The 20,290-nt window shown below is 65.1% G+C and carries 21 protein-coding genes; 13 read left to right on the plus strand and 8 right to left on the minus strand.

The window, feature by feature from the left end:
- Positions 1-32 precede the first annotated feature (32 nt).
- Positions 33-929, minus strand: coding sequence for a hypothetical protein (locus tag M9955_04690; GenBank protein ID MCO5080940.1), 897 nt, complete (start codon positions 927-929; stop codon positions 33-35).
- Between the two features lie 169 nt (positions 930-1,098).
- Here M9955_04690 and M9955_04695 point away from each other — a divergent pair, with 169 nt between their 5' ends.
- Both M9955_04695 and M9955_04700 read left to right on the plus strand, forming a co-directional pair.
- The gene (locus M9955_04695) at positions 1,099-2,322 is read left to right on the plus strand and encodes an argininosuccinate synthase (protein ID MCO5080941.1); all 1,224 of its coding nucleotides are present in this window, start codon (positions 1,099-1,101) and stop codon (positions 2,320-2,322) included.
- A gap of 56 nt (positions 2,323-2,378) precedes the next feature.
- Positions 2,379-3,542, plus strand: coding sequence for a hypothetical protein (locus M9955_04700; GenBank protein ID MCO5080942.1), 1,164 nt, complete (start codon positions 2,379-2,381; stop codon positions 3,540-3,542).
- Between the two features lie 167 nt (positions 3,543-3,709).
- On the opposite strand, the gene M9955_04705 is transcribed toward M9955_04700, so the two are convergent.
- Positions 3,710-4,504: a lytic murein transglycosylase gene (locus M9955_04705; protein ID MCO5080943.1), complete on the minus strand. Its 795-nt coding sequence runs from the start codon at positions 4,502-4,504 to the stop codon at positions 3,710-3,712.
- A gap of 164 nt (positions 4,505-4,668) precedes the next feature.
- On the opposite strand from M9955_04705, the gene M9955_04710 reads away from it, so the two are divergent.
- The 4 genes from M9955_04710 to rpsP all read left to right on the plus strand — a co-directional run bounded on the left by M9955_04710 (position 4,669) and on the right by rpsP (position 8,540).
- Positions 4,669-5,907, plus strand: a complete 1,239-nt coding sequence (locus M9955_04710; protein MCO5080944.1) for an FAD-dependent oxidoreductase — start codon at positions 4,669-4,671, stop codon at positions 5,905-5,907.
- Between the two features lie 265 nt (positions 5,908-6,172).
- Positions 6,173-7,771 (plus strand): signal recognition particle protein, encoded by a 1,599-nt coding sequence (gene ffh / locus M9955_04715; GenBank protein MCO5080945.1) that lies wholly within the window; start codon positions 6,173-6,175, stop codon positions 7,769-7,771.
- Between the two features lie 10 nt (positions 7,772-7,781).
- The gene (locus M9955_04720) at positions 7,782-8,117 is read left to right on the plus strand and encodes a chorismate mutase (GenBank protein MCO5080946.1); all 336 of its coding nucleotides are present in this window, start codon (positions 7,782-7,784) and stop codon (positions 8,115-8,117) included.
- Between the two features lie 39 nt (positions 8,118-8,156).
- Positions 8,157-8,540: a 30S ribosomal protein S16 gene (rpsP, locus tag M9955_04725; protein ID MCO5080947.1), complete on the plus strand. Its 384-nt coding sequence runs from the start codon at positions 8,157-8,159 to the stop codon at positions 8,538-8,540.
- Between the two features lie 68 nt (positions 8,541-8,608).
- Here the strand turns inward: rpsP and M9955_04730 are convergent, their stop codons facing one another.
- The 3 genes from M9955_04730 to M9955_04740 all read right to left on the minus strand — a co-directional run bounded on the left by M9955_04730 (position 8,609) and on the right by M9955_04740 (position 10,276).
- Positions 8,609-8,905, minus strand: coding sequence for a 4a-hydroxytetrahydrobiopterin dehydratase (locus M9955_04730; GenBank protein MCO5080948.1), 297 nt, complete (start codon positions 8,903-8,905; stop codon positions 8,609-8,611).
- A 2-nt stretch (positions 8,906-8,907) separates the two neighbouring features.
- Positions 8,908-9,504, minus strand: a complete 597-nt coding sequence (thpR, locus tag M9955_04735) for an RNA 2',3'-cyclic phosphodiesterase (GenBank protein MCO5080949.1) — start codon at positions 9,502-9,504, stop codon at positions 8,908-8,910.
- Between the two features lie 127 nt (positions 9,505-9,631).
- A complete protein-coding gene (locus M9955_04740; protein ID MCO5080950.1) occupies positions 9,632-10,276 on the minus strand; it encodes an arylesterase in 645 nt (214 codons plus the stop codon).
- A gap of 61 nt (positions 10,277-10,337) precedes the next feature.
- Between M9955_04740 and M9955_04745 the strand changes: the two genes are divergently transcribed.
- The 3 genes from M9955_04745 to M9955_04755 all read left to right on the plus strand — a co-directional run bounded on the left by M9955_04745 (position 10,338) and on the right by M9955_04755 (position 14,588).
- Entirely contained in the window at positions 10,338-11,039 is a 702-nt protein-coding gene (locus M9955_04745; GenBank protein MCO5080951.1) for an ABC transporter ATP-binding protein, read from the plus strand.
- Positions 11,036-13,579, plus strand: coding sequence for an ABC transporter permease (locus M9955_04750; protein ID MCO5080952.1), 2,544 nt, complete (start codon positions 11,036-11,038; stop codon positions 13,577-13,579). Before M9955_04745 ends, M9955_04750 begins: the two co-directional genes overlap by 4 nt.
- A gap of 229 nt (positions 13,580-13,808) precedes the next feature.
- A complete protein-coding gene (locus tag M9955_04755) occupies positions 13,809-14,588 on the plus strand; it encodes a Bax inhibitor-1/YccA family protein (protein MCO5080953.1) in 780 nt (259 codons plus the stop codon).
- A gap of 277 nt (positions 14,589-14,865) precedes the next feature.
- Here M9955_04755 and rplS read toward each other — a convergent pair whose 3' ends face one another.
- From rplS to rimM, 3 genes are all read right to left on the minus strand, one after another.
- Complete coding sequence (rplS, locus tag M9955_04760; GenBank protein ID MCO5080954.1) at positions 14,866-15,360, minus strand: 50S ribosomal protein L19; 495 nt, start codon at positions 15,358-15,360, stop codon at positions 14,866-14,868.
- A gap of 122 nt (positions 15,361-15,482) precedes the next feature.
- Complete coding sequence (gene trmD / locus M9955_04765) at positions 15,483-16,289, minus strand: tRNA (guanosine(37)-N1)-methyltransferase TrmD (GenBank protein MCO5080955.1); 807 nt, start codon at positions 16,287-16,289, stop codon at positions 15,483-15,485.
- 62 nt (positions 16,290-16,351) lie between these two features.
- Positions 16,352-16,972 (minus strand): ribosome maturation factor RimM, encoded by a 621-nt coding sequence (rimM, locus tag M9955_04770; protein ID MCO5080956.1) that lies wholly within the window; start codon positions 16,970-16,972, stop codon positions 16,352-16,354.
- Between the two features lie 104 nt (positions 16,973-17,076).
- Here rimM and M9955_04775 point away from each other — a divergent pair, with 104 nt between their 5' ends.
- The 4 genes from M9955_04775 (at position 17,077) to M9955_04790 (ending at position 20,238) form a co-directional block, all read left to right on the plus strand.
- On the plus strand, positions 17,077-18,021 hold the full coding sequence (locus M9955_04775) for a tyrosine recombinase XerC (protein ID MCO5080957.1): 945 nt from the start codon (positions 17,077-17,079) through the stop codon (positions 18,019-18,021).
- A 49-nt stretch (positions 18,022-18,070) separates the two neighbouring features.
- On the plus strand, positions 18,071-19,138 hold the full coding sequence (locus M9955_04780; protein ID MCO5080958.1) for a TraB/GumN family protein: 1,068 nt from the start codon (positions 18,071-18,073) through the stop codon (positions 19,136-19,138).
- A 315-nt stretch (positions 19,139-19,453) separates the two neighbouring features.
- On the plus strand, positions 19,454-19,639 hold the full coding sequence (locus tag M9955_04785) for a hypothetical protein (GenBank protein ID MCO5080959.1): 186 nt from the start codon (positions 19,454-19,456) through the stop codon (positions 19,637-19,639).
- Between the two features lie 122 nt (positions 19,640-19,761).
- The gene (locus tag M9955_04790; protein ID MCO5080960.1) at positions 19,762-20,238 is read left to right on the plus strand and encodes a hypothetical protein; all 477 of its coding nucleotides are present in this window, start codon (positions 19,762-19,764) and stop codon (positions 20,236-20,238) included.
- The last annotated feature ends 52 nt before the right edge of the window (positions 20,239-20,290 follow it).

The following is a 20,290-nucleotide window of genomic DNA, read 5'->3' on the forward strand; positions in this document are numbered from 1 at the left end:
ACGGGGCCGCACCGCAGACCTTTGCAATGACCTCACTGCGCCGCGCGGCTTTTCCCGACGGTCTCGTCCTCCGCCAGCAGCGCGCCTCCCTGCGCCTCGTAGCCGCTGCCGGTCCATGTCCAATGGATCGCCTCGATGCCGTTGACCATTGCCAGCGTCGCGAGGCCGGGCCAGCCGTCATGCGTACGACTCTCGTCGAGATAGAGGCGCACCCCTTCCGTGGCATAGGCGGACTGCCAGTCGCCCGCGCCTTCCGCCGCCCATCCGGCCAGCGTGCAGCCGGAACTGCCGTAATAAAAGGTCGAGCCGCATAGCGAGGCGAACAGCAGCCGTTTGCCGTCCGGCCTGTCGATCTGCGCAGCCGCGATTGTCGGCTCCTTCTTGACCGCCTCCCGGAACAGCCGGATTTCGTCGGCAAGAAGGACCGTCGCCACGGCCGCCGGCGGCCCCTCTTCGGCGAGCGACACCGTCTGATAGGCGGACATATCGATCTGGCTGCAGCGCGGCGCGATCGCTTCTATCACCTTGCCGGAATTGCGCAGATTGAATGTTGCCTGCGCGACAGGCTTGTCCGCGCCGGTGCTGACGCGCATGCGGGTACCGGTCTTCAGTGGTTCGAGGATGTCCGTCGGCACGGACACCTGCAATGTCCCGGGACCGCGCACCGGCTCCAAGGCAAGCGTCCTCCCCTCGAGCCCGATCTTCAAGGGCCCCGGCAGGAGATCAGCCCCTTCGGTGCGGAAGAGGAAGCCCCACTTCTGCTCGGCGCAATAGAGCGAGCCGCCAGTGATGCCGGAAGCCTGCGTAGGCGTGGGCAGAATGGCCACCGCGCCGCCGGCGGCTTCCTCCCAGCGATCTCCCGCCTGGACGGAATGCATGCTGGCCATGCACGAAAGCAGCATCGCCAGCCGCAAGAGCCGTGTTCTCACCGTCTCACTCCCTGACAGCCCCGAAGAATCAACCGCATCATAGGATGTGCTGTGCCTCCAAATGGCAATCGCGGCGTTTCACATTTCGATTACCTTGCCTTGGCGGGGCTTTCCTGCTTAGAGACCCGTCGATTCAGGGGCACATATCCCCCATCTGTGCGGAGAAATCATGTCCAAGTGGAAAGACGTGAAGAAGGTCGTGCTCGCCTATTCCGGCGGTCTCGACACGTCGATCATCCTCAAATGGCTGCAGACCGAACTGGGTGCGGAGGTCGTGACCTTCACCGCCGATCTCGGCCAGGGCGGCGAACTGGAGCCGGCGCGCCAGAAGGCCGAGATGATGGGGATCAAGGACATCCGCATCATGGACCTGCGCGAGGAATTCATCTCCGATTTCGTCTTCCCGATGTTCCGCGCCAACGCCCAGTATGAGGGCGTCTACCTGCTCGGCACCTCCATCGCGCGACCGCTGATCTCCAAGCATCTGGTCGACATCGCCGCCGAGACGGGTGCCGATGCGATCGCCCATGGCGCCACCGGCAAGGGTAACGATCAGGTCCGTTTCGAACTTTCCGCCTACGCACTGAACCCCGACATCAAGGTGATCGCGCCGTGGCGCGACTGGTCCTTCAAGTCGCGCACGGACCTGCTCAACTTCGCGCGCGACCACCAGATCCCCGTGCCGAAGGACAAGCAGGGCGAGGCCCCGTTCTCCGTAGACGCCAACCTTCTGCATTCGTCCTCGGAGGGCAAGGTTCTCGAGGACCCGTGGCAGGAGCCGCCGGAATTCGTCCATCAGCGCACCGTTTCACCGATGGAGGCGCCGGATGCGGTCACCGAAATCGAGATCGAGTTCCTGAAAGGCGATCCGATTGCCCTCAACGGCAAGAAGCTTTCGCCGGCAACGCTTTTCGCGGCTCTCAACGACCTTGGCCGCGACAACGGCATTGGTCGCCTCGACCTCGTGGAGAACCGCTTCGTCGGCATGAAGAGCCGCGGCGTCTATGAGACGCCGGGCGGCACCATCCTGCTCCATGCGCACCGGGCGATCGAATCGATCACGCTCGACCGGGGGGCCGCGCATCTCAAGGACGAGATCATGCCGCGCTATGCCGAGCTGATCTATAACGGCTTCTGGTATTCGCCCGAGCGCGAGATGCTGCAGGCGCTGATCGACAAGAGCCAGGAAGACGTCGAAGGCACCGTGCGGCTGAAGCTCTACAAGGGCAACGTCATCGTCACCGGCCGCAAATCGCCGAAGACGCTCTACTCCGACACGCTCGTCACCTTCGAGGACGACCGCGGCGCTTATGACCAGAAGGACGCCGAGGGCTTCATCCGTCTCAACGGCCTGCGTCTGAGGACGCTGGCCGCGCGCAAACGCAAGACCTGACGACCGCCTTGCAGCGTCCGGGTCAAGATCACGCCGTTCGCCGCCGGCTGGTTCTGATGCTCCCCGGCTTCGAACGGGTTTCGCTGGAAGCGCATCATCGCCGGTTCCGCAGGGAGGCAGCCAGGACTGCCCCCAGCTATGGCGTGACGTTCGGCGTCGGCGAGCCGGAGATTTCCGAGGGCGCTTGCCGGACGTCCTCCTTTCAGCTCGACGCGGAAGGCGACGGCTGGCGCACGACGAGCGACATCGTATTCTACGACCTCGCCTGCCTCAACGGCATGTATGAGCGCAAGTCCATGCCGATACGCCTTCTGCGCGGAGTCGGCGCGGCATTTGACCTGATGATCCGGGGAGCCGGGCTGCGCTATCTGCGCGACGGCTGGCGTTTTTTCCTGTTCTTCCTGTTTCCGTTCCTGCTGCTGCTCATAACCCTCGGACTGGCAGCGCTGGCCGTTCTGCCGGCATTCTACAACGGCGCATGGAATTTGCTGTGGAGCGTGCCGCTCGCTTTGGCCGGTGCAGTGGCGCTCTGCCTGCTCGCCAAGCCGATGCATGTGCCGCTGATGATGGATCTTTGGGCACTGACGGTCGACGTGCCGCGACGACGGCATCCCGAGGTGCATCGGATGCTGGAGGCCGTAAGCGACGACATTGCCCGCCGGATCGCAGCGACGACCGCGGACGAGGTGATCGTCGTCGGGCACAGTTTCGGCGCGGTGCCGGCCATCATGGCGCTCGCCGATCCGCGCTGCACGGCCATTGCGGACGAGAAGCCGCTGGGTTTGCTTGCCGCGGGATCATATCTCCTTGCCGTCGCTCACCATCCGGCCGCCGCGAAGCTGCGCGAAGCGGCCGGGATCGTCATGCAAAGCCCCATCGCGTGGCTGGACGCGCAATCGCACACCGATCCGATCAACTTCTTCCGGACGAACCCCGCCGATGCTCTCGGCATGAAGGACGCCCGCCGGCCCAAGGTCGTCGAGGTCCGCTTCAAGCAGCAGTTGGAGCCCGAGAGCTATCGGCAGATACGCGGCGACTTCTTCCGCACCCATCGACAATTCGTCTACGGCGTCGAGAAGCGCAGCCACTACGCGCTGTTTGCGATCATCGGGGGGCCTGAACCCTTTTCCGAAATCGTCGCACGCGGTGGGCTCTCGACTGACTGGACGCGCTTTTCGCCGCAGGCGAAGGACGGCGGCAGACACGCTGCGGCATCCTGAAAATGAAAAGCCCGGCGCGAGGCCGGGCTGCTCTGTTTCGTCTAAAGCATGTCGCCCGAAAGTGGGAACCGGTTTCGGGACAACGACATGCGAAAAAACAATAACTTAAAGCGTGTCGCCTGATTCCGGTTCGATGCGACACGCTTTCGGATGCATAGCCGCCGGGATTACTGACCGTCGATCTGCTCGCCGATGATGGCGATGGCCTGCTGGTAGACGCTGGCGGCATTCCAGCCCGCTATGGCGCCCATATTGCCCCGGTAGCCGGCGCCGGCGCGCCAGCCATGGCCCTTCAGGAAATTGGCGGTCGAAGCCAGAGCCGTCGCCTTGTCGCGCAGGTTGGCGCTGCCGACGCCGTATTTGAGGACATTGCCGGGAAGGAACTGCGTATGGCCGATTTCGCCATGCATGGCGCCGACCGAACCGGCGCTGAGCGCACCACGATCGACCAGCTTAAGGGCCGCGATCGCATGCGGGGTGAAGAACTCCGGCCGGCGGCAGTCATAGGCCAGCGTCACGATGGCCGAAACCGTGTTCTGCTTGCCCATATAGGAGCCGAAGCCGGTCTCCATGCCCCAGATAGCGAGGAGCACGCCGGGCGGAACGCCGTACTTGCGCTCGATGTCGGCGAAGAGCGCCGCATTCGTCTTCTTCAGCGTCCTGCCCTTGGAGATGATCGCCGCGCCGCCGCGACGCTGCATGAACGCTTCCACCGAACCACTGAATGCCTTGTGCACGGCGCGATCGGCCTTGATCGTCGCGGTCGCGTATTTGGCGCCGGCCAAGGCAGTCAGACCCTTGCTCTTTACGCCGGAGGCCTTCGCCTGCTGGGCGAAATCCGCTTTCCACTCATCGAAGCCCGCCGCGGTCTTGCCGCAGCTTTGCGCCTGCGCCGCTCCCGTTGCCAGAGCCAGAACCGCCAAGGCTGCGCCAAATGCAATTCCCATGGCCGTGCGTGCCATCAATTTCTCCTCGCTGCCCAAGATACTTCCTTGCGAAAGTTCCGAAATTAGCCTGAATTATTCCCGTAAAGATGATGTTTGAGGCCAAAGCAAGTCACACTGGCTTGTGCGCCGGAATTTCCCGGCTTCTGCAGCATTGTTGCCACGTCTGAGGGGGCGTTTGCATGGAAGACGTCGATGTGGTGGTCGTCGGGGCGGGTTCCGCCGGGCTCTCGGCGGCGAAGACGCTCCGCGCGGCCGGACTGTCCTTCAAGGTGTTCGAGGCGATGAACCGCATCGGCGGGCGCGCCTGGACCAGCGACCAGCATTTCGGCGCACCATTCGACATCGGCTGCGCCTGGCTCCATGCCGCCGACCGCAACCCGTACTATGCCGAGGCCGAAGCGGCCGGCTGGACGCTGCACCACCACGACATGAACGTCGTTCACCTCTATTTCGGCAAGCGCAAGGCGAGCGAGGACGAGGAAGCCCATATGAAGGCGGCCGATGCCGAACTCGCCCGGCTTATGGAGACGTGGAGCGGCGGCGACGATGACCGCCTGTCGTCCCTGACCAGCCGGACCCACACCGCACGCGCCGCCGCGACCTTTGCCGGGCCGATGGATTTCGGCGCGGATTACGACGAAATCTCCATCGAGGATTTCCGGCAGGCCGCCGACCTCGACCCGAATTACTTCACGAGAGAGGGTTTCGGCGCGCTGGTCGCCCTCTACGGCGCGGACGTCCCGGTGGAACTCTCCACTCCGGTTCGCAGAATCCTCTGGGACGTGCCGGGTGTCGCCTGCGTCACGGATCGTGGCACGATCCGCGCCCGCGCCGTCATCGTCACCTCGTCGCCGGCTGTGCTCGCATTCGAGGAAATCGCCTTCTCGCCTGCCCTGCCGGACAAGCATGTCGAATCCTTCTTCGACCTGCCCATGGGCATGCTGACCAAACTGCCGATAGAAGTACGCGGCACGCGACTTGGGCTGACGCCGTTCGACGACCTGCTCATCGAGCGGCCGGCGCGCAACGACATCTATTTCCTCTGCTTTCCCTTCGACACCGACCTGATGGTCGGCTTCGTCGGCGGCGATTTCGCGTGGGAACTGTCGGCGGCCGGCGAGGCGGCCGGCGTCGATTTCGTCGCCGATCGGCTCTGCGGCATCTTCGGCAGCGACCTGCGCAAGCATCTCGGCAGGGCCATGATGACCAACTGGGGCGCGGAGCGTTTCGTACGCGGCGCCTATGCGGCCGCCCGGCCCGGCAAGTCAGGCGCGCGGCGCATCCTGTCCGAGCCCGTCGCCGACCGCATCTTCTTTGCCGGCGAGCATCTGGCCGGGCCGCTTGTCCAGACCTGCGGCGGCGCCCGCCTGTCTGGTGAGGACGTCGCGCGGAAGGTCGTGACGATGCTTGCGGCCTGAAACACGCTGCCGCCCATTCGACCGCGCAGACCTTGACTTTCTGCGGCCTTTGCGGTTCAAGGCGCGTTATTCAGCGACGAGTTCATCTCCGAGCCGCCGACCGGGACGCCGAAGCCCATCTGGGCAGGTGCTGTAAAGAGATCCCGGAGGCCAACACCCGGCAGCGCAATGCGCCCCCGGGTGCTTTTTGGCTTTGGCGCTTGGTTGGCCGCCGCCGAGAGACTACTTCTCGGGTCGAAACCGATCCGGAAGCGAAGGAAAGCGGATGTTTGAGTCACTCCAGGAACGACTTGGTTCGATCCTCAACAACCTGACCGGCCGGGGCGCCCTGTCCGAGGCCGACGTTTCGGCTGCGCTGCGCGAGGTTCGCCGCGCATTGCTCGAAGCCGACGTCGCGCTGGAGGTCGTCCGCTCCTTCACCGACCGGGTCCGCACCAAGGCTGTCGGCGCCGAGGTGCTGAAGTCGATCAAGCCGGGCCAGATGGTCGTCAAGATCGTCCATGACGAACTGGTCGAGATGCTGGGATCCGAAGGTCAGACGATCGACCTGAACGCCCCTGCCCCCGTCGTCGTCATGATGGTCGGCCTGCAGGGCTCAGGCAAGACGACGAGTTCGGCCAAGATCGCCAAGCGGCTGACCGAGCGCCAGGGCAAGAAGGTCCTGATGGCCTCGCTCGACACGCGCCGCCCGGCCGCGCAGGAACAGCTTCGTCAGCTCGGTGAGCAGACCAAGGTCGCCACGCTCCCGATCGTCGCCGGCCAGTCGCCGGTCGAGATCGCCCGCCGTGCCGTGCAGGCGGCGAAGCTCGGCGGCCATGACGTCGTCATCCTCGACACCGCCGGCCGCACGCATATCGACGAGCCGCTGATGGCCGAAATGGCCGAGATCAAGCTGGTCTCCAATCCTCACGAGATCCTGCTCGTCGCGGACTCGCTCACCGGCCAGGACGCCGTGAACCTCGCCAAGAGCTTCGACGAGCGCGTCGGCATCACCGGCCTGATCCTGACCCGCATGGACGGCGACGGACGCGGTGGCGCAGCGCTTTCCATGCGCGCCGTCACCGGCAAGCCGGTGAAGCTGATCGGTACCGGCGAGAAGATGGACGGGCTGGAGGAGTTCCATCCCAAGCGCATCGCCGACCGTATCCTCGGCATGGGCGACATCGTCAGCCTCGTCGAGAAGGCGGCGGAAAACATCGACGCGGAAAAGGCCGCGGCGATGGCCAGGAAGATGCAGTCCGGCAAGTTCGACCTGAACGATCTCGCCGATCAGCTTCAGCAGATGTCGAAGCTCGGCGGCATGGGCGGCATCATGGGCATGATGCCCGGCATGGGCAAGATGAAGGACCAGCTCGCCGCCGCCGGCATGGACGACAAGATGTTCGCGCGCCAGATCGCCATCATCCAGTCGATGACCAGGGCCGAGCGCGCCAATCCGGACATCCTGAAGCACAGCCGCAAGAAGCGCATCGCCGCCGGCTCCGGAACCGACGCGGCCGAGATCAACAAGCTCCTGAAGATGCACCGCCAGATGGCCGACATGATGAAGGCCATGGGCGGCAAGGGCAAGGGCGGCGGCATGATGCGCGGCCTGATGGGCGGTCTCGCCTCCAAAATGGGTCTCGGCGGCATGATGCCGGGCATGGGCGGCATGCCGGATCTGTCCAAGATGGACCCCAGGCAATTGGAAGCCCTGCAGAAACAGGCGCAGGCGGCCGGCCTCGGCAAGGGTCTTCCCGGCCTGCCGGGCGGTGGCGGATTGCCCGGTCTTCCCGGCGGCGGTCTTCCGGGATTGCCGGGCAGCATGAAGCTGCCGGGCCTCGGCGGGCCGGGCGGCCTGCCCGGTCCCGGCAAGAAGAAGTGAGGGAGGGGAAATGAGCGAGGACGCACACGTAAAACTGCTCGAATACCGCGCCTCTATCGACAATATCGACGCGGCGCTGATCCACATGCTGGCCGAGCGCTTCCGCTGCACCAAGGCGGTCGGCGTGCTCAAGGCCACACACGGCCTGCCGCCCGCCGATCCGGCGCGCGAGCAGCAGCAGATCGCGCGTTTGCGCCGTCTGGCGCAGGAAGCGCAGCTCGACCCCGATTTCGCGGAAAAGTTCCTGAACTTCGTCGTCAGGGAAGTGATCCGCCACCACGAACAGATCGCCGCCTCGAACGGCGCGACTGCACCCGGCGCTGAGGGCGCCGCCACCACCGGCTGACCTCAGCCACCAAACCGAAGCTTTAGGAGAAAGAACAAAATGTCACTCAAGATCAGGCTGGCCCGCGCGGGCTCGAAGAAGCGTCCCTACTATCACATCGTCATCGCCGACGTGCGCAGCCCGCGCGACGGCCGCTTCATCGAGGCGGTCGGCGCCTGGAACCCGCTGCTGCCCAAGGACGGCGAGCGCGTGAAGCTGGATACCGACCGCGTCAAGCACTGGCTCTCGCACGGCGCCCTGCCGACCGACCGCGTCGCCCGCTTCCTCGACGAGGCCGGCCTTGCCAAGCGCGAGACGCGCAGCAATCCGAAGAAGGGCGAGCCGGGCAAGAAGGCCCAGGAGCGCATCGCCCTGCAGAAGCAGGCCGAGGAAGCCGCTGCTGCCGCAGCCGCGGCCGGCGCGACCGAGGAAGCCGCGGGCTGATCGGCGCGTTATCGCCGGAATTCGGAACGGCGGGCCGAAAGCCCGTCGTTTTCGTTTGCAAAACCTGCCTAACTGCCGGCTATCGCATTCATCTTCTTCGCCAGCTTGAAGTCGAGTTCGGTCAGCCCGCCGGCATCGTGCGTGTTGAGCGTCACGTCCACTGTCCTGTAGACGTTCGACCAGTCGGGGTGATGATCCATCTTCTCCGCCGCCAGCGCCGCACGGCTCATGAAACCGAAGGCTTCGGAGAAGTTGCGGAAGGTGAAGACGCGACGGATCGACAGGCCGTCATCGGCAAGTTCCCAGCCTTCCAGTTCGGCAAGGGCCGCCCGGATCGCATCAGGAGACAGCCGTTCCCGCGCCATGGTCAGCGCATGAAACGGAAGGCGTCGACAGCGCCCGCAGAGGCGCCGGCGCCCTGCGTGTCGGACCCGCTGAGCGGCCAGACCTCCTCGATGACATAGGGGCCGCCGCCGACCGATTCGCGGGACGACATCAGCACGAAACGCCCGACGCGAAAGGGCATCGCGGCAAAATTGCCACGCGACGAGAGGTAATGCGCAACGTCTCCCGGGTTTGCATTCTTCAGCCGCCCCAGGGTCACATGCGGCGTGAACTTTCGTGGATCGGCGGGAAGTCCAAGCCGCTGGCAGATGCGCTCTATTTCGGCCTGCAGCGCATTGAGGTCGGGCGACGGCATGGTGCCGGCCCAGATCGAATGCGGTTTCTTGCCGCCGAAGGCGCCGACGCCCGACAGCGTCAGCGAGAAGGAAGGCCGCCGCACCCGGTCGAGCGCGTTGGCGACCTCGTCTGCGACATGGCCTTCCACGTCGCCGATGAAGCGCAGGGTCATGTGATAGTTTTCGACGTCAATCCAGCGGGCGCCCGGTAGACCCCCGCGCAGGAGAGAGAGCGAGAGGGCCGCATCGCGCGGAATTTCGAGGGCAGTGAAAAGTCGCGGCATGGCCAGGCTCCTTTCCTCGAATCGAACTCGCAGGCTTAGCGAATCATCTAAGCAACGTCGCGGCAAGCGGTTTGTTCGACAGAGGCATCGGCCGCCGTTTCCGCTGGGGAAGCTGCCATATGCCCGATCAGCCGTTCCCGGATGACGCGCCGATCACTTTTTCGACAAATGGCAGCATGCGCTCCACCATGATGTCGACGCCTTCGGCGGTTGGATGAATGCCGTCGGATTGCAGCAGTTTCAGGTCCGCCGCCACCCCGTCGAGGAAAAACGGATAGAGCGGCACGCCGTATTTTTCCGCGAGCCTCGGATAGATGCCGTTGAAAGCCTCGGCGTATTCCGGGCCGAGATTGGGGGCGGCCAGCATGCCGACGAGCAGCACACGGATGCCGCGCTCGTTCAGCCGCGAAAGAATGGCGTCAAGGTTCTTTTCCGTGAGTTCCGGCGCGATTCCGCGCAGCATGTCGTTGCCGCCGAGTTCCAGAACCACCAGGTCGGTGCCGTCAGACACGGACCAGTCAAGACGGGCCAGCCCGCCGCTGGTCGTATCGCCCGACACCCCGGCCCCCGCCACCTCGACGTCCAGTCCCTTCGCCTTCAGAGCCACCTGGAGCTTCTCTGGAAAACTCTCGCCGGGACCGAGTTGGTAGCCCGCCATCAGGCTGTCGCCGAAGCCGACGATACGATATGGCTCCGCGCCGGCCGACCTCGCCACGCCGAAGGCTGCGATTGCCAGAATGGCGAAGAATGCGAATAAGCGTTTGAAAGGCATTTTGCGCAACCCATATCAGGCGGAACGATCCCCGCGTCCCGCAATATAGGACCTATCCTCCGTGACAGAAGCCGTCATCGAATTGCGGGATGTCTCCCTGACGCTCGGCGAGGGAGCGTCGTCCGTCCATGTGCTGAAGGGCATAACGCTCGATCTCGCCGCCGGCGAGGCGACCGGCATCGTCGGCCCGTCCGGTTCCGGCAAGTCGACGCTGCTCATGGTGCTGGCCGGGCTGGAAAAGGTCGATTCCGGCACGGTGAAGATCGCCGGCGAGGTCCTGAACGGCAAGAGCGAGGACCGGATCGCCGCCTTTCGGGGTCGCACCATCGGCATCGTCTTCCAGTCCTTCCACCTGATCCCGAACATGACGGCGCTGGAAAACGTCGCCGTTCCGCTGGAGCTTGCCGGACGGCGCGACGCTTTCGAGGTCGCCGAGCGCGAGCTTGCCGCCGTCGGCCTGTCGCAGCGCCTGACCCACTATCCCGGCGAGCTTTCCGGTGGAGAGCAGCAGCGCGTGGCGATCGCGCGCGCCCTCGCCCCGGAGCCGCGCATTCTGATCGCCGACGAGCCGACCGGCAATCTCGACCAGGCAACGGGCCGGCAGATCGCCGACCTGCTTTTCGCCAAGGCCGCCGAACGCGGCATGACGCTGGTTCTGGTGACGCATGACCCGGCGCTCGCCGCCCGCTGCGACCGTCAGGTCGCGATGCGCTCTGGACGGATCGAGGCGGCCGAGCGGCCGGCACTCCGGATGCCGGCATGACCAGCACCCTTCCCCTCGCATTTCGCTTCGCGTTGCGCGAAATGCGCGGTGGCCTTTCCGGCTTCCTGATCTTCATCGTCTGCATCGCGCTTGGCGTCGCTGCAATCGGCGGCGTCAATTCGGTGGCCAACGCCATTTCCGAGAGCGTCGCCGATCAGGGACAGGTGCTTCTGGGCGGCGACGCGCGCTTCGAGCTCAATCAACGGGAGGCGTCGCCGCAGGAACTGGAGTACCTGCAAGGCCTTGGCGCTGTGGCCCACAGCGCAGGCATGCGCTCCATGGCGCGGCTGCCGGATGGCTCGAACCAGGCGCTGGTCGAAGTGAAGGCCGTCGACGCGGCCTACCCTCTCTTCGGCGCGCTCGTCACGGAGCCACAGCTCGCGACGCCGGAGCTTTTCGCCGAGCGCGGCGGCGTCTACGGAGCGGCGGCGCCCGACCTGCTGTTCGAACGTCTTGGCCTGCCGCTGAACGCCCGGATCAAGCTCGGCACCGCGACGTTCGAATTGCGGGTAAAACTCGTGACCGAACCCGACGCCGTATCCGACGGCTTCGGCTTCGCGCCCCGTCTGATGGTTTCGCTCGACGGCTTGCGCGCCGCCGGCCTTATCCAGCCCGGAAGCCTTGTCGAACATGCCTACAAGTTGCGCCTGCCGGCCGGAACCACGGCGTCGCAGCTCGCCGCGATCATGGAACGCACCGGCGAAAAGTTCCCGGAGGCCGGCTGGTCGACCCGCACGCGCACCAGTGCCGCGCCGGCGCTTGCCTCCAACATCCAGCGCTTCTCGCAGTTCCTGACCCTGGTCGGGCTGACTGCGCTTGTCGTTGGCGGGGTCGGCGTCGCCAATGCGGTGCGCGCCTATCTCGACGGCAAGCGCGCTGTCATCGCCACCTTCAAGAGCCTCGGCGCCTCCGGCGGCTTCGTCTTTCAGGTCTATCTCGTCCAGATCCTCGTCATCGCCGCCATCGCCATCGTCTTCGGCCTGATCGTGGGCGCGCTGATGCCCTTCGCCGCCGGCGCCTTCCTGCAATCCTTCATCCCCGTTCCGGCCGATCCACGTCTCTATCCCGGCGCGCTGGCGCTGGCGGCGCTGTTCGGCGTGATGGTCACGCTCGTCTTCGCGCTGCTGCCGCTCGGGCGCGCCCGCGATGTGCCGGCCACCGCGCTTTTCCGCGAACTCGGTTTCGAGGGACGCGGTTTTCCGCGCGCGCCCTATGTGATCGCCGCCCTGCTGATCGCCGCCACGCTCGCCGTCATCTCGATCTGGATGGCGGCGGACCGCCGTGTCGCCTGGATCTTCGTCGTGGCGGCGGTCGTGTCCTTCATCGTCCTGCGCGGCGTTGGCGCCGTGGTGCAGGCCGTTGCCCGCCGCAGCCCGCGCGTCCGCTCGACCGCGCTTCGTCTTGCCATCGGCAACATCCACCGGCCCGGCGCGCTGACGCCCTCGGCGGTGCTGTCGCTCGGCCTCGGCCTCACCCTTCTGGTCACGCTGGCGCTGATCGACGGCAATCTGACGCGCCAGATCGCCGGCAACCTACCCGAACAGGCGCCGAACTTCTTCTTCGTCGACATACAGAGCGGCGAGGTCGAGCAGTTCGCCAGCCTGGTGAAATCGGAAGCGCCGAATGGCGATCTGATGCGCGTGCCCATGCTGCGCGGCCGCATCATGGCGATAAACGGCAAGGATGTGCGGGAAATCAGCGTGCCGCCGGAGGGGGCATGGGTGCTGCGCGGCGACCGCGGCATCACCTATTCCGAGACCCTGCCCGAAAACGCCACGCTTTTCCGGGGCGACTGGTGGCCCGCGAACTATTCGGGCGAGCCGCTGGTCTCCTTTTCGGCCGAGGAGGCAGGCCAGCTCGGGCTGAAGATCGGCGACAGCGTGACCGTCAACGTGCTCGGCCGCAACGTTACTGCAAAAATCGCCAATCTGCGGCAGGTCGAGTGGGAATCGCTCTCCATCAACTTCGTCATGGTGTTCTCGCCCAATACCTTTGCGGGCGCCCCGCATGCATGGCTGGCGACGCTCACCGACCGCGAGGCGACGCCCGCCGATGAATCCCGCATCCTCAACGGCGTCACCCGCGCCTTCCCGACCGTGACGACGGTGCGCGTCAAGGATGCGCTGGAAGTCGTCAACGGCCTCGTCGCGCAGCTCGGCGTCGCCATTCGCGCCGCTGCCGGCGTCGCGCTGATCGCGTCGGTGCTGGTGCTGGCGGGCGCGCTCGCGGCCGGCAACCGCGCCCGCATCCACGACGCGGTCGTGCTCAAGACGCTGGGTGCGACACGAAAGACGCTGATCGCAGCCTTCTCGCTCGAATATCTGTTGATCGGCCTCGCAACCGCCGTCTTCGCGCTCGCCGCAGGAGGCGTGGCGGCATGGTTCGTCGTGACCCGCATCATGAACCTGCCTTCGGCTTTCCTGCCGGAAGTGGCGGTCGGCACCATCGTCTTTGCCCTCGTGCTGACCATCGGCATCGGGCTTGCCGGAACCTGGCGCGTGCTCGGGCACAAGGCCGCCCCGGTATTGCGGGAACTGTAGATCCGCCGCACGCCGACAGGCAGCTCGCGGCGGCGAACGCCTTTGCGCGTTAGGCATCGTATGAAAAATGCGTGATCACCTTGTCTTGCAGGCGGCGACGGGTCTTGTTCTTGTCGTGAAGACACATCATATTCAGCCGCAGGCATGCTGGAGTCCCGCCAGCGGCGCCTGGACGCGTGCTTGAGCCTGCGACCGACACCCGACGGGACAGAAGCAACAGAGGAAATCAATGGCTGAACCCCTCCGCAACTACCAGACGCGCGTAGCGGCCGGCGCGCGTGCCGACGCGGCGATCGATCAGGGCCTGCGCGCCTACATGCTCAAGGTCTACAACCTCATGGCGATGGGCCTTGCGATCACCGGTGTCGCGGCGCTCGCCATGGTCATGCTGGCGACGACCAACGATCCGTCTCAGGCTGTGGCGACGCTCGGCAACGGCAAGATGCTCACCGGCATCGGCTACGCGGTCTTCGCATCGCCGCTGCGCTGGCTCATCATCCTTGCTCCGCTGGCGATGGTGTTCTTCCTGGCGTTCCGAGTCCACAAGATGAGCGTTGCGGCAGCGCAGACCACTTTCTGGGTCTATGCCGCGCTGGTCGGCCTGTCGCTGTCGTCGATCTTTCTGGTCTACACGACCGCGAGCATCGTCCAGACCTTCTTCGTGACCGCTGCCGCCTTCGGCGCCCTGTCGCTCTTCGGCTACACGACGAAGCGCGATCTGACGGCCATGGGCTCGTTCCTGATCATGGGCGTGTTCGGCATCATCATCGCGATGCTGGTCAACATCTTCCTGCAGTCGTCTGCCCTGCAGTTCGCCATCTCGGCGATCGGCGTGCTGGTCTTCTCGGGCCTGACCGCCTACGACACGCAGAAGATCAAGGAGATGTACTGGGAAGGCGATGACGTCCTGGTCGCGGGCCGCAAGGCGATCATGGGCGCGCTGACGCTCTACCTGGACTTCATCAACCTCTTCACCTTCCTGCTGCAGTTCCTGGGCAACCGCGAGTAATCGCGCCCGACACATCAGGGTGAACGTTGAAAAGAGACGGCTGCGCAGCAGCCGTACCGAAACAGTCAGAGGCTCCGGGATCACCGGAGCCTCTTTTGTTTTCGGCTGCGGTAGGTCGATCCTCTTCCTAAAGGCCGCGACGTCATGACGATCATCAAGATAATCGGACAAACACGAATGCGGTTTCGCCCGCACGATGCAACGAAAATGGCCGCCCCGTTTCGGAAGCGGCCATTTGCTCATTCGGCCGGATCTTGGCGATCCGGAATGAAAAATCTTACTTGGCTTCCGCAGCCTCGGCAGCAGCCTTCTCGGCAGCCAGAGCCTGTGCGGCCGCGACCTTCTCGGCCTCCAGCTTCGCCTTTTCGGCGGCGAGCGCATCACGCTCGGCATCGTTCAGCTTGCGGGCACGGACGCCGGAATTCTCGACGATACGGGCCGACTTGCCGCGACGGTCACGCAGGTAATACAGCTTGGCGCGGCGCACCTTGCCGCGGCGCACGACCTCGACGCCTTCGACCAGCGGCGAGTAGACCGGGAACACGCGCTCCACGCCTTCGCCGTAGGAGATCTTGCGGACGGTGAAATTTTCCTGGAAGCCGGAACCGGAGCGGGCGATGACGACGCCCTCATAGGCCTGCACGCGCGTACGCGTGCCTTCCGTGACGCGCACCTGCACACGCACGGTGTCGCCGGCCTGAAATTCCGGGAGCTTGCGCTTGGCTTCGATCTTGGCGGCCTGCTCGGCCTCGAGCTGACGGATGATGTCCATCTCAAAAGTCCACTTCTTGTTGTTCCAACAGCCAGAGCGCCATCTCTCGCCGCGCAGTTCGTTCGACCGCTTGGCTATGTCGTTCAGGTCTTTCGACCATCCCGGCAGGGGCGACTACACCGTCATTCGTTGACGGGACCGGAGGATTCTCCGCCGGTTCGGCCGCGCTCATACACAGTTGCCAGGCATTTGTCACCTGCCGGCCCCGATTTTTCATGCCCGGAGCGCCCGGATTCCGCCCGATCCCTCGCTTCCAGCAGGTCCGGGCGACGCTCCCGCGTCAGCTCCAGCGCCTTCTCGCGCCGCCACGCCGCGATTTTCGCGTGATTGCCGGAAATCAGCACGTCGGGAATGGCCCGCCCCTCGAACAGCTGCGGGCGGGTATAGTGCGGATGTTCGAGCAATCCATTCTCGAAACTCTCCTCCTCGCCGGACGCATCGTTGCCCATGACGCCGGGCAGCAGCCGCACAACGGCGTCGAGCAGCACCAGCGCCGCCGGTTCGCCACCGGAGAGGATGTAATCACCGATTGAAACCTCTTCGAGGCTCCTCGCTTCGATGACGCGCTGGTCGACGCCCTCGAAACGGCCGCACAGGATGGTAACGCCGGGGCCCGCGGCCAGTTCGCGCACCCGTGCCTGCGTCAGGGGTCGTCCGCGCGGGCTCATCAGCAGGCGCGGCCGATCGTCGCCGGGCGGCGAGACATGATCGATGGCGCGGGCCAGCACGTCGGCGCGCATCACCATGCCCGCGCCGCCACCCGCCGGCGTGTCATCGACGGAACGGTGCCTGTCCATGGCGAAGTCGCGGATCTGGGTGGTCTCCAGCATCCACGTGCCGTCCTGCAGCGCCTTGCCAGCCAGCGACTGCCCAAGCACGCCGGGAAACATCTCCGGATAAAGCGTCAGCACGCTGGCACGGAATGGCATACGCGCGCTGCCGGAACCGGGCGCGTCTTCCTGTTCAGGCATGCGGCAGCGCGTCCATGAGCTTAACGGTTGCCGCCGGCATCGGCAGGGCCGCGCGGACGACGTTTCGGGTCGAAGCCGCTTCGGGCGGCGTAGCTGGCGGGTGCACCCTCGATGTCGCTGTCGTCGGTCTCAACGAGGCCGGCCGCGGCCGGATCGATGCGGAGATAGCCGGCGGCCACGGCCACTTCCGGCACGGCGGCAGCGGAAAACGGGACCAGCACCTCGTGCCGGCCGGCAAGGGCGATCTCCAGAATATCGCCGCCTCCGAAATTCTGCACCGCCGTCACACGGCCGATTTCCGCACCCGTATCGTCACGCACCTTCAGGCCGACAAGGTCGGCGTGATAGAATTCGTCGTGGTCATTATCGTCCGGCAGGACGGAGCGATCGACGAAAAGCTCGGTATTGGTGAGCGCTTCCGCTGCCGTGCGGTCGTTCACGCCCTTGAGACGCACGATCACGACGTTGTTGGCGGGACGGATGTCGGCGATGGTGAACTTGCGGCCGTCTTTTGTATGCAACGGCCCGTAGTCCGCCAGCGCCATCGGATCGCCGGTAAAACTCTTGACCCGCAACTCACCCTTGATGCCGTGGGCAGCACCGATGACAGCCATCTGGACCGGGTTTTTCAATGATGACATGGCCGAACTCCTTGCCGGGTTCTAGAGCAAGACGGGGTTGGATTGAAGCCTTCACGCTCCGCTAACCCGAACCCGCGACACTGCCCGTACTGAAAGGTGATTTCGTGGAAGAGTTCCTGATCTCGGCAAGGCCGGAGCTTCAGGCGGCGCGCGCCGACTGGCTGAAGTCTCTCATCGGCGAAAGGCGGCTCGCCCCGCTGACGGTCGATGCCTATGAGCGCGATACGCGGCAGTTTCTGCAATTCCTGACCGGGCATTGCGGCGCTCCGCCCGGCATCGCCGACATTGCCGACCTTCGTCCCGCCGATCTTCGTGCTTTCCTGGCGCAGCGGCGCGGCGCGGGAGCCGGCGCGCGCACGCTGGGGCGCGGCCTGGCCGGCGTGCGCTCGTTCCTGCGCCATCTCGAACGGCGCGGGATGGTGAACGCCGCCGGCGCGACCGCCTTGCGCGCGCCCAGACAGCCGAAGTCGCTGCCGAAGCCGCTGACGGCGCCGGACGCGAGACGCGTCGTCTCGGTCGAGGGGCAACTGGCCGAAGAGCCGTGGGTCGCTGCGCGCGACGCCGCCGTGCTGACGCTGCTCTATGGTTCCGGATTGCGTATCTCCGAGGCACTCGGCCTTATGGGCGGCGACCTTGCGTCGCCGCGCGAGACGGTGCTGCGCGTCACGGGCAAGGGCGGCAAGACGAGGCTCGTGCCGGTGCTGCCGGTCGCTTTGCAGGCCGTGGCCGAGTACCGCAGGCTCTGTCCCTACCATCTCGACGCCGGGGGTGCCTTGTTTCGCGGCGCCAAGGGCGGCCCTCTCGATCCGGCGATCGTACAGCGGGCGATGCGGAAAATGCGGTCGGCGCTCAACCTGCCGGACACCGCGACGCCGCATGCGCTGCGTCATTCCTTTGCGACGCATCTGCTCGGCCGCGGCGGCGACTTGCGCACCATCCAGGAATTGCTGGGCCATGCCAGCCTGTCCACGACGCAGATTTACACCGGCGTCGATACGGCGCGACTTCTGGAAATCTATCAGGCAGCCCACCCGCGCGCCCGCATTTGAACGGCGCGATTAACGATTTCTAGCGCAGTTGAAGGCTAGAATCGCGGCCATGAAATCTGCCCTTGTCCTTGCCGATCGGTATTCCGACGCAGCCTTGAAGCTGCTCGTGTCGATCAATGTGCTGTTCCTCCTGTCCTTTACGATCGTGCTGCTGATCGCGACCGGACAGGCGCGCGCCGAGACTCCGGCCTGCACCGGACGGAGCGTAATGGAGGAACTGGCCGCAGGGAAACCGGCGGAGCTGGCGAGGATCGAAGCCGAAGCCGCCAAGGTCATCAATGGCGACAGGCTGCTTTGGAAGATCGAGAAGGAAGGCGTCGAACCCTCCTATCTGTTCGGCACCATGCATATGACCGATCCGCGCGTCACCGCGCTGACGCCCGCCGCGCAGACGGCGTTCGAAGGGGCAAGGACGGTCGTCATCGAAACGACGGATGTCCTCGACAAATCGCAGATGGCGGCGGCTCTCGCGAAGCAGCCGGAATTGATGATGTTCACTGACAGCACGACGCTCACCTCGCTGCTGTCTCCCGAGGACAGGGCTATACTGGAAAAGGGTCTGGCAGAGCGCGGTATTCCGCTCGCGAGCGTCATCAAAATGAAGCCGTGGATGCTGGCCGCGATGGTCGCGCTGCCTGCCTGCGAGATGGCGCGTCAGGCTTCCGGGGCTCCCGTGCTCGACGTCAAGCTCGCGGAAGAAGCTAAGGCCGACGGCAAGGCGCTCAAGGGGCTGGAAAGCGTCACCGACCAGCTCGGCGCGATGGCTTCGCTGCCGATGGAGTTTCACATACGCGGCCTGGTCGATTCCCTGACGCTCGGCGACCGGATGGACGACATCATGGAAACGATGATCGAGTTTTATGAACGCGAGCAGATCGCGATGATCGTGCCGCTTATCAATGCGGTGACGCAGGAGGCGGGGGCGGACAATTCCGGCTACGCCGATTTCGAACAGACGATGATCACGGCGCGCAACGCGACGATGGCGAGCCATGCCGCGCCGATTATCGATCAGGGCGGAGCATTCATCGCGGTCGGCGCGCTGCATCTGCCGGGTCCGGACGGTGTCGTCGAGCGCCTCCGCAAGGCTGGCTACACGCTGACGCCGGAAAGCTAGGGTCGCTCGTCTCCGGTGCCCGTTTCGTTGCCGGAACGAGGGGCGCCGTTGATCCAGGTCAAGGCATGGCCGGTGGCCCTCGCTACGATGATCTCCAAAAGGGAGATCGCCGCATGCCGTCCGACACACTCATGATGCTCATTCCCGTCTTTGGAGCGTTCGCGTTCTTTGCGGTGTCGCTTATCTATGCGGACATGACTTGGCGTCCGAAGCGCTGAGCGCGACATACTGACGACATTCACAAAAAGCGTGATTTGCCACTTGGTCAGGGTCTGTTACCCTTGTGTCCTCGATATCGAGCAGAGGAGAACACCCATGACCAGAGTGCTCCTGTTGGCTGCGGCCATCGGCTTCACCGTCTCCGGCGCCGGCGCGTGCGAGTATCTCAAATCCGTGCAGGCCAAGACCGACAACACGGTCGTCGCCAGCATCGCCAATGACAAGATGTCGACCGCAGAGGATGCGCAGGCACCTGTTATTGTCGAGGAGAAGGCGGAGTAATCATGGTTTCGGGGTGCGGAGACGGGTGCGCCGCGGCGTTCCCGTCTTCACACATTCCGCCAGGATGAAACCGATTCGTGTGTCGCGCGTTGATCCGCCAGTGCAACTGACGGAGACTTGCCATGGCAAACGCCGCACGAAGATATGAAGAGCCGGTCGAAGGCGCACCGCGCGCCGTCGATCCGCTAAATCCCGTCCCGCCGCTCGGCGGTCCGGCTACCGATCCCCGCTTCACGCCTGCTAACGATCCGCGTTTCGATAACACCACTGTGGTGCAGTCGCGCGGCGGGGGTACGGGTGTTCTGATTGCCGCGCTGGTGATCGTGCTTGCCGCGATTGCCTATTTCCTGTTCGCGCCGGGAACTCCTGAAACGACTGTTCCGGCCGATCAGCCCGCAGTGACGAGCGAGCCAGCTACGCCGGCACCTGCTCCTGACGCGACGACCACGACGCCGGCCCCCGATGCTGCGGCGCCGGCAGCCCCGGCCCCCGATGCGACAGCGCCCGCCGATCCGGCAGCGCCTGCACCTGAATCCAGCGCGCCGGCCGATACGGCTCCGGCGACGCCGGCTCCTGCCGAGCCAGCCCCGGCCCAGTAGCGGCGTTCGAGGACAAACAAAAAGGCGGCCCGTATAGCGGGCCGCCTTTTCG

This window comes from Rhizobiaceae bacterium (assembly GCA_023953845.1).
Taxonomy (GTDB): domain Bacteria; phylum Pseudomonadota; class Alphaproteobacteria; order Rhizobiales; family Rhizobiaceae; genus Arvimicrobium.